We start from the raw sequence: 13,415 nt of genomic DNA, 5'->3' as shown, positions 1-13,415 counted from the left end.
TGATCGGCGGGCACCAGCAGCGTGCCCTTGTGCGCAGGGCGTCGGGTGACTCACGCAGCGAAATAAAGGAGGAGGCCGCAGGCCGGGGGACATTCGCGGAGGGAGTTACCCGATGGCCTGCGCACACCCCCAAGGCCTCAATCGATGCTGATGTTCGCAGCCTTCGCAACCTCCGCCCACTTCACGCGGTTGTCGTGCACAGTCTTCTTGAACTGTGCCGGCGACTCGATGCGCACGGTATTGCCCTGGCTCTCGAAGCGCTCGCGGATCTCAGGGGTTTCAAGTACCGCCTTCACGGCCGCGTTGAGCTTGTCGACGATCTGCGGGTCGGTGCCCTTCGGCGCGAAGATGCCGAACCAGATCGAGCTGTCGAAGCCCTTGGTGCCCGGCAGGCCGCTCGAGGCGATGGTGGGCACTTCTTTCACGGCCGGCACCGCGGCGGCGGTGGTCACGCCCAGCAGGCGCACCTTGCCGGCCTTGTAGTGCGGCAGCACGGTCTGCACCTGGTTCATGATGCAGCAGGTCTCGCCGCGCACCACCGACGTGATCGCCTCGGGGCCGCCCTTGTAGGGCACGTGCACCATGTTCAGGCCGAGGCGCGAATTGAATTCGGCAAAGGCCATGTGCGTGCCCGCGCCGTTGCCTGTAGACGCATAGTTGTACTTGCCGGGATTTGCCTTGACCAGCTCGACGAATTCCTTCAAGGTCCGCACGTTGATCACGTCGGGATTGATGGTGAGCACGTTCGAAACGTCGAGCACCGGCGCCACCGGCACGAAGTCGGCCTCCACGTCGAAGGGCAGCTTCTTGTAGAGCGCGGCGTTGCTGCCGTGCGTGGCTGCGGTGCCGAAGGAAAGCGTGTAGCCATCGGGCTTGGCGTGCGCCACGTACTCGCTGGCGATGTTGCCGGCGGCGCCCGACTTGTAGTCGATGACGACGGGCTTGCCGAGTTGCTTCGACAGCGGTTCCTGGATGACGCGGGCCACCACGTCAACGCCCGAGCCGGCCGGAAAGCCCATGATCAGCGTGACGGGTTGCTGCGGCCAGTCCTGCTGGGAGAAGGCGGCGGGCGCAACGAGCGAGGCAGCGGCCAGCAGCAGTGCGCGGCGGCCAATTCGAGAGAAGGGAGAATGAAACATGACTGTCTTTCTGCGAGGCAAGCGGTGCAAGCGCGCATTGTGGCGCGCCGCTGATGCCCGATTCCATATGAGCTTATGCGCGGCATGCACGCCGCGTGCCTGCTCTCCATAATCGCCCCATGGTCCGTTCCACCCAACAACTACACAACCCCCGCGCGCCCGCGCCCCCGCGCGCGGCCGCCACCGTGCTGCTGCTGCGCGACAGCGCCGCCGGCATCGAAGTGCTCATGACCCGCCGCTCGGCCAGCGCCAGTTTCGCGCCCGGCGCCTACGTATTTCCCGGCGGCCAGATCGACGCCGCCGACGAAGCGGCCCAGCGCATCGCCGCGCATCGACCCACGCAAAGCGGCCTGCAGCGCACGCAGGCCATCGCGGCCATTCGCGAGGCTTTCGAGGAGCTGGGCGTGCTGCTCGCGCACCATGCCGACGGGCGGCCCGCCAACGCCGAAGACATCGCCGCCATGGACCGCGGCAACACGGCGGGCACGGCCTTTGCAGATCAATGCGCGGCACGCGGGCTGATGCTCGATGCAGACCGCGTGTTCACCTTCGCGCACTGGATCACCGACCGCGACCTGCCCAGGCGCTTCGACGTGCCCTTCCTGGTGGCGCGCATGCCCGAAGGCCAGGAGCCCGCGGCCGACGAGAGCGAACAGTTCGAGCCCTGCTGGGTGCGCCCCGCCGATGCACTCGCGCGCCATGCGGCAGGCAGCTTCTTCATGATCTTCCCGACCGTGCGCACGCTGCAGCGCATGGCCGCATATGCCACCGTGGATGCCCTGCTCGCAGCCTGCGCCGGCGAGACCCCGCTGTGGACCAGCTGCCCGCGCGCCGGCCTGCTCAAGGGCGAGGACGCGCGCTACATGGAGCACGAATCGCCGTTCGGCGAGCTCGCGCTGGTGTGCCCCGACGGACAGGTCATGCACGCACTCGACTGGCAGAGCGAACGCCCGGTGCCGCTGCTGAAGAACGTGATGCGCTTCACCGCGCCCAACCCGGGCGCGATGACCGGCCCGGGCACCAACAGCTACATCGTGGGCGATGCGGCCACAGGCTACATCGTGATCGATCCGGGTCCGGACGACGCCGGCCACATCGGCCGGCTGTGGGGCGCCACGCAGGGCGACATCCGCATGATCGTCTGCACGCACTCGCATGCCGACCACTCGCCGGGCGCGGCGCCGCTGCAGGCGCTGTGCAAGAACGCCAAGCCGCCGATCCTCGGTCTGGCCTCGAAGCCTACAGCTCGCGCCAGCGCGCGCTTCACGCCCGAGCGCGAACTGGCCGATGGCCAGCGGCTCGTGCTGTCGGGCACCACGGCCGAAGGCGAGCCCATCGCCCACACGCTGCGCGTGATCCACACGCCCGGCCATGCGGCCAACCACCTGTGCCTGGTGCTGGAAGAAGACGGGCTGCTGTTCTCCGGCGACCACATCCTCAACGGCAGCACCACGGTGGTCGATCCGCCCGATGGCGACATGACGGCATACCTCGATTCGCTCGACACGCTCGATGCGGCCTGCGCGGCCGGCGGCATCGACTTCATCCTGCCCGCGCATGGCTACGTGATCGGCTTTGCCCGCACCGCCATCGGCATGCTGAAGGCGCACCGGCTCAAGCGCGAGGCCAGGATCGCAGCCGCCATGCAGAAGCTGCCCGAAGGCACGCCCGAGCAATGGCTGCCGCTGGCCTACGACGACGTGCCCGAACGCATGTGGCCGGTGGCGGCCCGCTCGCTGGCCGCGCACGTGGCGCGCATCCGGCGACTGGCGGTGGCTCGATGACCAACAACAACAGGAACTCTCCGGGTGAAGACGAGGGCATCCGCCTCGCCAAGCGCGTGGCGGCGCTGGCCGGCGTGTCGCGGCGCGAGGCCGAGCTGCTGATAGAGAACGGTGCGGTGCGCGTGGACGGCGTGCCGCAGATGCTGCCGCAGTCGCGCGTGCTGCCGCACCAGCAGGTCGAGATCGAGGCCGGCGCAAAGCCCGAGCCCGTGCTGCCCGTCACATTGCTGCTGTACAAGCCTGCAGGCATGGCCACCGACATCGCGCACCGCCTGCTGGTGGCTGCGAACCATCACGAGCCCGAGCGCGCCGGACTGCGTTTTCTGCCGGCGCATGCGAAGGCGCAGCACTGCATGACGCCGCTCGAGACCGGCGCCAGCGGGCTGGTCGCTTACACGCAGGAATTCCGCATCGAACGCAAGCTGCAGGAAGACGCGGGCATCCTCGAGCACGAGGTGATGGTGGACGTGGCCGGCCCGGTGAGCCCCGAGGTGCTGGCGCGGCTGGAGCGCTCGCCCGCGCGCGTGAGCATCGGCCGCCAGAGCGACGAGCAAACGGGCCTGCGCTTCGCGCTCAAGGGCGCGCGGCCGGGGCAGATCGCCAATATCTGCGACGGCGTGGGCCTGCGCATTCTTGCGATGCGGCGCATCCGCATCGGCCGCGTGCCGCTGGCGGGGCTGCAGCCCGGCCAGTGGCGCTATCTCGCACCCCACGAACGCTTCTGAACAACGATGCACCGCAAGTTCGCGGCCCGCAATTTTCAGCCGTGGCCCCGATGGGCCGCCGACAGGGAGACTGAGCCAATGAAGTTCGGAACACCGAGCACCGCCCTGGCCTGCACCGTGCCGCTGGCACTGGTGGCGGGCTGCACGCTTCTCACGCCGTCAACGCCGTCCGCGCCCCCAGCGCCGCCGCCGGCCGTTGTCTCGAAGGACGGCCTCGCGCCCATCACCGAGGAGCAGGTCGAGCGCATCCGCGACGCCATCGGCGTCAAGCCCCCCAGCCCGGCTGTGGGAAAGGTGGTGCGCAGCGCCTCGCCGACCATCGAGTCCTTCGTGCGGACCGAAGGCTGCATCACCGCGCGCAACGGCGCGGTGCTCAACCCCTTCGCCGCGCCCGGCCGCCTGTTCGACGCCACGGGCTTCCAGGGCGGCCCGATGTCGGAGATGCAGTACCACGACAAGACCGCCTGCGTGACGGTCAAGCGCATCCAGAACTGGAAGATGGTCACGCCGAAGCTGCTGCGCTTCGAGGTGGTCTACGTGGGCGACGACGGTGAGGAACGCGCCGTCAAGCGCCACGAGTTGGTGCGCCAGCCCAAGGGCGGCTGGCTGTTCGCACGCTGAGGGCCGCGGTCACTGCTTCGCGGTGATCGGCGTTGCGCCCTGCGCAAGGTGCGCGTCGTCGGGCTCCCAGCCGCCGCCGAGCGCCATGAACAGCACCACTTGGTCGTCGGCCAGCTGCGCCTCGCTGGCCGCGAGGGCGGCTTCGCTGGCGGCCAGCGAGCGTTCGGCGTCGAGCGAATCGAGGTAGCCGGTGCGGCCGTTCTGGTAGAGCTGACGCGCCTGCGCGGCGACCTTCGCGCTTTCGTCGCGCGAGGCTTGCAGCGCGGCGTGGCGATCGAGTTCGCGCGCGTAGGTGCCGAGTGCAGTCTCGGTTTCGCGCAGCGCGGTGAGCACCGTGCCGTCGAACTTGGCGAGCGCGGCGCGCGTGCCGGCCTCGGCCTGGGCGATGCGGGACTGTGCGACGCCTGTATTGGGAATGGTCCACGAGATCAGCGGGCCGAGGCTCCAGGCGAAGGTGTCCTTGCGGCCGAAGTCGTCGGCATGGCCGGCGGAGGAGCCTGAAAGGCCCAGCGTGACTTTGGGATAGAGCTCGGCCGTGGCGACGCCGATGCGCGCGGTCGATGCCGCAAGGCTGCGCTCGGCCTGGCGGATGTCGGGGCGGCGGCGCAGCAGCGCGGCACCGTCGCCGACCGGCAGCGTGCCAGCCACGCGCGGCGGCACGGTGCAGTCGGCCACTTCGCGCGGGAAGTCCTGCGGCACTGCGCCAGTCAGCGTGGCAAGGCGATAGAGCGCGCCCTGGCGTTCGGCCTTCAGCGGGGACAAGGCGGCGTTGAGCTGCTGCAGTTGCGCACGCGCGCGGCCTGCGTCGATGGCACCGGCGCGGCCTGCACGTTGCAGGCGGTCGGTGACGTTGACGGCGTCCTGCTGCAAGGCGACAGACTTCTCTGCGATCTGCAGGCGAAGGCCGGTAGCGCAGGCTTCGGCGTAGGCACGCGCGGTGCCGGCCGCAACGTTCACGCGCACGAGGTCGAGCGCGGCTTCGGCGGCTTGGGTGTTGGCCTGCGAGGCCTCGATGCCGCGGCGGATCTGGCCGAACAGGTCGACCTGGTACGACAGCGAAGCGCCCGCGCTGTAGTTGAAGGTGCTCGGCGGCTCGTAGCCCTTCTGCAGCAGCGACAGCCCCGACACATGGCCGAACGAAGGGCCGCCGTTCACGCCGATGGTCGGGTACTTGGCGCCGGCCACTTCGTCTTCGATGGCGCGTTCGCGTTCGAGGTTGGCGACGGCCTGGCGCAGGTCGGTGTTGTGCGCGAGGGCCTGTTCGACCAGCCTGTCGAGCAGCGGGTCGTGGTACAGGCGCCACCAGTGGGCGGGCAGCGGCGCGGCGTTGGAGGACGCCTCGGCAAAGGGCCGCGCGGCGGCGCCCTGGCTGGCCAGCGCCTCGGGCGGCTGGCGGTAGTCGGGACCGACCGCCGCGCAGGCCGCGAGCCCGGCGGCGACGGCCAGCGATGCAAGGCGAAATGCGAAGCGGCTCATGGCGTTCATCCCTTCTGCGGCGCGGCTGCCGGTGCCACGGCGCTGTGCGCCGGCTTGTTCCCCAGCACCTGCACCGTGACCGTCTGGCCCGCGACGAGGCGTGCGCCCTGCGGCAGCGGATCGAGCTTGATGCGCACCGGAATGCGTTGCGCGAGCCGCACCCAGTTGAAGGTCGGGTTCACGCTGGGCAGCAGGTTGGCGCTGGTGGAGCGGTCGCGGTCGGCAATGCCGGCGGCCACGCTGTCGACCGCGCCCTCGAGCACCGCGCCGCCGCCCATCGGGGTGACGCGCACGCGGTCGCCGAGATGGATGCGCGGCAGCTTGGTTTCCTCGAAATAGCCTTCGACGTAGAACGACTGCGCATCGACCAGCGCGAGCACCGGGCGGCCCGCCGCGGCGTAGCTGCCCTGGCGCAGGTCGAGGTTGGTGACGAGGCCGTCGGCCGGCGCACGCACCTGGGCGCGCTGCAGGTTGAGGCGGGCCGAGTCGAGCGCCACCTCGGCCTGCGCGACGGCGGCCTGCATCTGCTCGACACGCGAACGGGTCTGCTCGCGCGACTCCTTCGACACCAGGTCGTCGAGGCCCGCGTTGCGCGCGTTCTCGCGCTGCACCTGGGCGCTCATCGCGCGCTGCGCGGCGAGCGCTGCCTGGGCCTGGCGCACGGCGAGGTCGTAGCGGGCGCGGTCCACTTCGAACAGCAGCGTGCCGGCGGCGACCGGCTGGTTGTCGCGGATCGGTACTGCCGTGACGAGGCCCGACACGTCGGGTGCGATCTGCACGACGTTGGCGCGCACGCGGCCGTCGCGCGTCCACGGCGCGAGTTCGTAGTGGTCCCACAGGCGCAGGCCGGCCCACACGGCGGCGGCCACCACGGCCACGGTGAGAAGAACGCGCCCGAGGCGCCGGGCCCATGGGTTGTCTGCGGAGGAACGGGGGGCTGTCATCGGAATCTCGTTGTCATTGAAGGTAGGAAGTGAGGCGGCTCAGTGCGTAGAGCAGCAACAGGTACAGCGCCATGTCGAACAGCGCGGGGTGCCACACCCAGCGGTAGGCGCCGGCGGCCGCAAGCAGTCGGCGCACGCCCCACAGCGCGAGCAGCGCGCCGAGGGCCAGCACCATGATCCAGGGCACGTAGAGTCCGTAGAAACTGGCTTCACCGATCATGCGGAAGCTCCTTGGGTGAGCGCTGCGCCCGCCAGCCTGGGCGGCGCATCGGGAAAGAGATTGCGGCGCAGGCCGACCAGTGCGGTGACGGCCGAGCGCGATGCGGCGGAAGAAGCGGTGCCGCGCGCGGCAAGCACGGCACCGAGTGCCTCGTCGATCTGCGGCAGCAGGTCGAGCGGGCGCGGGTTCGTGCGGCCTTCGGCGCGCTGGCGGAAGAAGCGCGAGATGCCGCCCAGCAGCGCGGCCGAGGTGGCCAACGGCAGCTGGGCGCGCACGCGCTGCAGCACGGCGATGTCAGCGCCCATGCGCAGGTCGCGCAGCGCGTCGTTGGCGGCCACGCCTTCGACGGTGCCGCCCGCCTGCGCGATGCGCGGCGCGAGCAGGCCGATGCGGTCGAGCATGCGCACGGCGTACGCATCGCTCTGCGCATACTGCGGCTGCGGCGAGGCGGCCATGTCGCCGAGCTCGCGCCAGGTGGCGCGCTGGATGCGGCGCGCGCTCCAGTCGGCACCGACCGAACGCACGAGCCGCGTGACGCGCGCCGCGACCAGCACGCCGACGATCTGGCCGATCATGCTGTTGATGAAGCTCACGAGGTCGGAGCTGGCGGTGTCGTGCAGCGCGAGCGTGCCGGCCACGCCGAAGATCAGCGCCATCGCGGGCATGAAATGCGTCGGACGCGGCAGGTAGAAGCCCAGCAGCAGGAAGAGCGGCGCGCAGATGACGACAAGCATGCCGAAGTCCTGCACCGTGGGCATGAGCACCAGCACATAGAGCGCCGAGATCGGGATGGACCACAGCGTCCACTTGAGAAAGCCGTGGATCGCCGGCACGGGGTCGTCCATGGTGGCAAAGAAGCAGCAGAAGACGGCGGCCATCATGGTGGCCGCCGAACCCATGGGCCAGCCGGTGACGATCCAGAACGCGCCGCACAGGCAGATGGCGATGACGGCCGCGAGCGCCGACAGCAGCGCCATGCCGTAGTCACGGTGCAGCACGCGGCTGCCGAGCGCTGCCGTGCGGCGCAGCGGCGCGGCGCCCTTCAAGCCTTCGTCGATGTCCAGGCGCAGCCGGGCGCAGGCAGTCCAGCCGTCGACGAGTTCTTCGAGGCGCCCGGCGAGGCCGATGCGCAGGGCGCGGCCCCATGGCGTGGGCTGCTGCGCGTCGGCAGGAGCGGCGCTCAATGCGTCGATGGCACGGCGCAGGGCTTGCAGGCGCTCGGCACTGTGGGCGGAGGCAGGTTCGGCCTCCTCGCGCAGCCACTGCGCGGCCTGCGCGAGCACCGCGGCCACGTCGGGTGCGAGTTGCCCTTCGGCCTGCTCCAGCGCCTGCAGGCGGTCTTCGACGGCCGAGAGCGCGGGCGTGAGCGCGGCAACGCGGTCCTGCATCGCGCGGATCGCGCCGGCGGTCCAGCGCAGGTGCGTGGTGTCGAAGGGCACGTGGGTGGAGAGCAGGCGCAGTTGCGTAATGTCGCCTGCGAGGCGGCGGCGGTCGTCGTCGAGGCGCTTCGGCTCGGCGCCACTGCTGCGGCCGGCGGGCTGCAGCAGGTCGCCGAGCCATTTGCGCGCGTCGAGCAGCGTGCGATCGAGCAGGCCCAGCACGGTCGGCGCAAGCCCCGCCGGCAGCACGAGGCTGTGGACCAGCGTGGCGCAGAAGATGCCGAGGCCGATTTCTTCCACGCGCGCCACGGCGGTGTCGAACAGCGCGAGCGGCGTCTGCACCGACGGAAAGCCGATCAGCGCGGCCGTGTAGCCCGCGAGCATGAACACGTAGGAGCGCGGCGTGCGGTCGAACAGCGAGATGCACAGGCACAGCCCCACCCACAGCGCGAGCACCAGCGTCAGCAGTTCCGGCGCGTTGGACAGCGCGGGCACCATCAGCACGGTCGCGGTGCAGCCGATGAGCGTGCCGCAGAAGCGGTACAGCGCCTTCGAGCGAACGGCGCCGGCCAGCGGATGGGCGACGACGTAGGTGGTCATGAGCGCCCAGAACGGGCGCGGCAGGCCGGCACGGCTGGCGAGGTACATCGCCAACATGGCGGCGGCGAAGCTCTTGCCGGAAAAGAGAAGCTCCGCGCGGCTGAAGCGCGGAAGACGGAGCGCGGGCATTTCTTACCTGCGCCCTTCCTGCGGCGATTGCTGCGCGTGCGGCGCCGGGACCGGGCGCCCCAGGCGCTCCTCAAGCACGCCGAACACGCGCAGGCAGGCAGCGATGTCGTCGTCGGACACGCCTTCGAACAGCTCGCCGCGCATCAGGCTCAGCGCCGCCTCGATGGGCGCGCAGGCGGCCTTGCCTGCGGGCGTGAGGTGCAAGGTCTTGGCGCGGCGGTCGGCCGGATCTTCGCGGCGCTCGACGAAACCGGCCTCCACCAACTGGTCGAGCGAGCGCACCAGCGACGGGCCTTCGATGCCCAGTGCATCGGCCAGCACGCCCTGGCGCACTTCGCCGTTCATGCGCCCGAGCATCACGATCGGCCAGGCCAGCGTTTGCGACACGCCGACGTGCGCCACCGCCCTGTCCGCCGACGCGCGGTAGCCGCGCTGCAGCACCGAGAGCGCCATGCCGAGCCGCATCAGCGCGTTTTCGCGCTTTGGGGAGGAGTTGCTCGATTTGCTCAAGATAGCCGCCTATTAATTAGCATGCTATCGATTATACGGGTAACTACCAATCCATGCTGGCGGCAAGGCTGCCGCCCGCCTTCAGCAGTCGAAGGCGCGAAAAAGGAAAAGGGAAGAAAAGTGTGAAGCCCGCCGATAAGCCGGATTCTGTGCATCGAGGGCCTCTTGCGAAGCCCTCGACGTGACCGCCATTACTCTGGGCCGTTTGTCGCCAAACGGCTCGATGCCACCTACCCGCCAGCTCAGCGGAACCACCTCGATACTGGCCTACTTGGTGTTGCTGCGCGCAGAGATTGCCCGTTTCACCCGAACTCAATCGGCTCGTCTCTGTTGCTCTGATCCTCACCTCACGGTGGAGAGTCGTTAACTCCTGCGCTGTCCTGTGCAGTCCGGACGTTCCTCCAGTGCGGTCTTTCGACGCGGCACCCGAAGGTGTCGCCCCTTTCGGGCTTGCACCAGCGGCGGTCTGGCGTGCTTCACGGGGTGGATTATCGCCCCTGCCCGGGCGCATGGGCGGGCTGGTCCCACAATGCGCGCTGTCCATCCGTCAAACGCATCGACCCAAGGAGATTCCATGAAGGCCCAGAACATCCTCCAGACCATCGGCAACACGCCGCACATCCGTATCAACCGCCTGTTCGGCAATGCGAAACAGCAGGTCTGGGTCAAATCCGAGCGCGCCAACCCCGGCGGCTCGATCAAGGACCGCATCGCGCTGTCGATGGTGGAAGACGCCGAGAAGAGCGGCGCGCTCAAACCCGGCGGCACCATCGTCGAGCCGACCTCGGGCAACACCGGCATCGGCCTCGCGATGGTCGCGGCCGTGAAGGGCTACAAGCTGATCCTGGTGATGCCCGACAGCATGTCGGTCGAGCGCCGCCGCCTGATGCTGGCCTACGGCGCCACCTTCGACCTGACGCCGCGCGCCGGGGGCATGAAAGCCTCCATCGCGCGCGCCGAGGAAATCGTGGCCGGCACGCCCGGCGCGTGGATGCCGCAGCAGTTCAACAACCCCGCGAATGTCGACGTGCACGTGCGCACCACGGCCGAGGAGATCGCGGCGGACTTTCCCGACGGCGTCGACGTGCTGATCACCGGCGTGGGCACGGGCGGCCACATCACGGGCGTGGCGAAGGTGCTGAAGAAGAAGTGGCCCAAGCTGCAGGTGTTCGCGGTCGAGCCGGTGGCCTCGCCGGTGATTTCCGGCGGCGCGCCGGCACCGCACCCCATTCAAGGCATCGGCGCGGGCTTCATCCCGAAGAACCTCGACACCTCGCTGCTCGACGGCGTGCTGCAGGTCGACGCCGAACCGGCGCGCGAAATGGCGCGCCGCTGCGCGGTCGAGGAAGGCATGCTGGTCGGCATCTCGTCGGGCGCCCCCCACGCGGCCATCGCGCAGAAGCTGCCCTCGCTGGCGCCCGATGCGGTGGTGCTGGGCTTCAACTACGACACTGGCGAGCGGTACTTGTCGGTAGAAGGCTTCCTACCTGCCTGACCCGCTATCCCTTTCATAGCGCCCAGGCGCTTAAAATGCGCGGCCTGCTTGATAACTACAAGCCCCACGCCATGCTGAGAATCTCCGAACTCAAACTCCCGCTCGACCACGCGCCCGACGCGCTGGCCGCACTGATCGCCAGGACGCTCGACGTCCCCCTCGAAGCGATCGCCGCCCACACCGTCTACAAGCGCAGCTTCGACGCGCGCAAGATCGAACTGCTCACGGTCTACATCTGCGACGTGCAGTTGAAGGACGCGAAGCTCGAAGCCGCACTGCTCGCGAAGCACGCCGGCCATCCGCACATCCAGAACGCCCCCGACATGCGCTACACGCCGCCGGCCAATGCGGCCGAAGGCACGGCGCGGCCGGTGGTGGTCGGCTTCGGGCCCTGCGGCATCTTCGCGGCGCTGATGCTCGCGAAGATGGGCTTCAGACCCATCGTGCTCGAACGCGGCAGGACCGTGCGCCAGCGCACCCGCGACACCTGGGGCCTGTGGCGCAAGAGCGTGCTCAACCCCGAGTCGAACGTGCAGTTCGGCGAAGGCGGCGCCGGCACCTTCTCGGACGGCAAGCTCTACAGCCAGATCAAGGACCCGCGCTTCCTCGGCCGCAAGGTGATGGAAGAGTTCGTGAAGGCCGGCGCGCCGCCCGAAATTCTCTACGTCGCGCATCCGCACATCGGCACCTTCAAGCTGGTGAAGGTGGTGGAGAACATCCGCGAGCAGATCGTGGCGCTGGGCGGCGAGATCCGCTTCGAGCAGCGCGTGACCGACGTGCACATCGAAGACGGCCACCTTCGCGGCCTCACCGTGCTCGACCAGACCACAGGCACGAGCAGCGAACTGCGCGCCGACCACGTCGTGATGGCGCTCGGCCACAGCTCGCGCGACACCTTCGAGATGCTGCATGCGCGCGGCGTGCACATCGAGGCCAAGCCCTTCTCCATCGGCTTTCGCGTCGAGCACCCGCAGGGCCTGATCGACCGCGCTCGCTGGGGCCGTCATGCGGGCCACCCACTGCTCGGCGCGGCCGACTACAAGCTGGTGCACCACGCGAGCAACGGCCGCTCGGTCTACAGCTTCTGCATGTGCCCCGGCGGCACCGTGGTGGCGGCCACCAGCGAGCCGGGCCGCGTGGTCACCAACGGCATGAGCCAGTACTCGCGCAACGAGCGCAACGCCAACGCGGGCATCGTGGTGGGCATCGACCCGAAAGACTTCCCCGGCGATGCGCTCGCGGGCATCGCCTTGCAGCGCGAACTCGAAAGCAACGCCTTCGTGCTCGGCGGCGGCGACTACCGCGCGCCGGGCCAGCTGGTGGGCGACTTCATCGCCGGCCGGCCCTCGACCGCGCTCGGCAGCGTGATTCCGTCGTACAAGCCCGGCGTAACGCCGACCGACCTGCACAAGGCGCTGCCGGCCTACGCCATCGAGGCCATGCGCGAGGCCTTCCCCGCCTTCGGCCGCAAGATCAAGGGCTTCGACACGCACGACGCGGTGCTCACCGGCGTCGAAACGCGCACCTCGTCGCCGATCCGCATCACGCGCGGCGACGATTTCCAGAGCCTCAACGTGCGCGGCCTCTACCCGGCCGGCGAAGGCGCAAGCTACGCGGGCGGCATCCTGTCGGCCGGCGTGGACGGCATCAAGGTGGCCGAGGCCGTGGCGCACGGCGTGCTGGCCGAAGCCTCGGCACTGAGCCACTGAGCCGCCACCCGACATCGAGACCTGCATGGCCAGCGCCGACTTCCATTTCTACGAACCCGCCAAGGGCCACGGCCTGCCGCACGACCCGTTCAACGCGATGGTCGGGCCGCGCCCCATCGGCTGGATCTCGTCGCAGGACGCGCACGGCGTGCTCAACCTCGCGCCCTACAGCTTCTTCAACGCCTTCAACTACACGCCGCCGCTCGTCGGCTTCGCCAGCATCGGCGCCAAGGACAGCCTGCATAACATCCGCCAGACGCGGGAGTTCGGCTGGAACCTGGCAACCCGGCCGCTGGCCGAGCAGATGAACCGCTCCTGTGCGGCGGTGCCACCCGAGGTGAACGAGTTCGAACTCGCCGGCCTCGCCACGGCCGCCTCGCGGACCATCGCGGTGCCGCGCGTGGCCGAAAGCCCCGTGTCCTTCGAGTGCAAGCTCACGCAGATCCTGCAGCTCGAAGGCGTGGACGGCGTGCCCGTGCAGACCTGGCTCGTGCTCGGCGAAGTGGTGGGCGTGCACATCGCGCGCCACCTGCTGAAGGACGGCATCTACGACACCGCCGCGGCGCAGCCCATCCTGCGCGGCGGCGGCCCGGGCGACTACTTCGAAGTCAGCCCCGACAATCTCTTCAGGATGTTCCGGCCGCGCTGAACGCGCTGCGCCGGCCTTCTTTTTTCCAATCCTTT

General features: G+C 69.5%; 12 protein-coding genes and 1 other RNA gene. 6 read left to right on the top strand and 7 right to left on the bottom strand.

Annotation, left to right across the window (positions count from 1 at the left end):
- Positions 1-137 precede the first annotated feature (137 nt).
- Entirely contained in the window at positions 138-1,139 is a 1,002-nt protein-coding gene (locus ACEOAB_RS03355) for a Bug family tripartite tricarboxylate transporter substrate binding protein (RefSeq protein WP_413750708.1), read from the bottom strand.
- Between the two features lie 119 nt (positions 1,140-1,258).
- Here ACEOAB_RS03355 and ACEOAB_RS03350 point away from each other — a divergent pair, with 119 nt between their 5' ends.
- From ACEOAB_RS03350 to ACEOAB_RS03340, 3 genes are all read left to right on the top strand, one after another.
- The gene (locus tag ACEOAB_RS03350; RefSeq protein WP_495653462.1) at positions 1,259-2,923 is read left to right on the top strand and encodes an MBL fold metallo-hydrolase; all 1,665 of its coding nucleotides are present in this window, start codon (positions 1,259-1,261) and stop codon (positions 2,921-2,923) included.
- The gene (locus ACEOAB_RS03345) at positions 2,920-3,648 is read left to right on the top strand and encodes an RNA pseudouridine synthase (RefSeq protein ID WP_413750710.1); all 729 of its coding nucleotides are present in this window, start codon (positions 2,920-2,922) and stop codon (positions 3,646-3,648) included. The genes ACEOAB_RS03350 and ACEOAB_RS03345 overlap by 4 nt, the downstream gene beginning before the upstream one ends.
- 78 nt (positions 3,649-3,726) lie before the next feature.
- Positions 3,727-4,269: a hypothetical protein gene (locus tag ACEOAB_RS03340; protein WP_413750711.1), complete on the top strand. Its 543-nt coding sequence runs from the start codon at positions 3,727-3,729 to the stop codon at positions 4,267-4,269.
- A 9-nt stretch (positions 4,270-4,278) separates the two neighbouring features.
- On the opposite strand, the gene ACEOAB_RS03335 is transcribed toward ACEOAB_RS03340, so the two are convergent.
- The 6 genes from ACEOAB_RS03335 to rnpB all read right to left on the bottom strand — a co-directional run bounded on the left by ACEOAB_RS03335 (position 4,279) and on the right by rnpB (position 10,005).
- Positions 4,279-5,754 (bottom strand): efflux transporter outer membrane subunit, encoded by a 1,476-nt coding sequence (locus ACEOAB_RS03335; protein WP_495653461.1) that lies wholly within the window; start codon positions 5,752-5,754, stop codon positions 4,279-4,281.
- The gene (locus tag ACEOAB_RS03330; RefSeq protein ID WP_056597536.1) at positions 5,751-6,689 is read right to left on the bottom strand and encodes an efflux RND transporter periplasmic adaptor subunit; all 939 of its coding nucleotides are present in this window, start codon (positions 6,687-6,689) and stop codon (positions 5,751-5,753) included. The genes ACEOAB_RS03335 and ACEOAB_RS03330 overlap by 4 nt, the downstream gene beginning before the upstream one ends.
- Before the next feature lie 13 nt (positions 6,690-6,702).
- The gene (locus tag ACEOAB_RS03325; RefSeq protein WP_056597537.1) at positions 6,703-6,909 is read right to left on the bottom strand and encodes a DUF1656 domain-containing protein; all 207 of its coding nucleotides are present in this window, start codon (positions 6,907-6,909) and stop codon (positions 6,703-6,705) included.
- Positions 6,906-9,017: an FUSC family protein gene (locus ACEOAB_RS03320; RefSeq protein WP_495653460.1), complete on the bottom strand. Its 2,112-nt coding sequence runs from the start codon at positions 9,015-9,017 to the stop codon at positions 6,906-6,908. The genes ACEOAB_RS03325 and ACEOAB_RS03320 overlap by 4 nt, the downstream gene beginning before the upstream one ends.
- Positions 9,018-9,020: 3 nt before the next feature.
- Positions 9,021-9,482 carry a MarR family winged helix-turn-helix transcriptional regulator gene (locus ACEOAB_RS03315; RefSeq protein ID WP_495653826.1) on the bottom strand — a complete coding sequence of 154 codons (462 nt, stop codon included), beginning with the start codon at positions 9,480-9,482 and terminating at the stop codon, positions 9,021-9,023.
- Between the two features lie 165 nt (positions 9,483-9,647).
- Positions 9,648-10,005: RNase P RNA component class A (rnpB, locus tag ACEOAB_RS03310), an RNA gene on the bottom strand.
- A 96-nt stretch (positions 10,006-10,101) separates the two neighbouring features.
- On the opposite strand from rnpB, the gene cysK reads away from it, so the two are divergent.
- The 3 genes from cysK to ACEOAB_RS03295 all read left to right on the top strand — a co-directional run bounded on the left by cysK (position 10,102) and on the right by ACEOAB_RS03295 (position 13,380).
- Positions 10,102-11,022: a cysteine synthase A gene (cysK, locus tag ACEOAB_RS03305; RefSeq protein ID WP_495653459.1), complete on the top strand. Its 921-nt coding sequence runs from the start codon at positions 10,102-10,104 to the stop codon at positions 11,020-11,022.
- A 71-nt stretch (positions 11,023-11,093) separates the two neighbouring features.
- Positions 11,094-12,731 (top strand): NAD(P)/FAD-dependent oxidoreductase, encoded by a 1,638-nt coding sequence (locus tag ACEOAB_RS03300; RefSeq protein WP_413750791.1) that lies wholly within the window; start codon positions 11,094-11,096, stop codon positions 12,729-12,731.
- Positions 12,732-12,756: 25 nt separating this feature from the next.
- Entirely contained in the window at positions 12,757-13,380 is a 624-nt protein-coding gene (locus ACEOAB_RS03295) for a flavin reductase family protein (protein ID WP_413750790.1), read from the top strand.
- Positions 13,381-13,415: the final 35 nt, after the last annotated feature.

It is taken from the genome of Variovorax sp. Varisp53, assembly GCF_059491555.1.
This window is presented reverse-complemented; position numbering and strand designations above follow the sequence as displayed.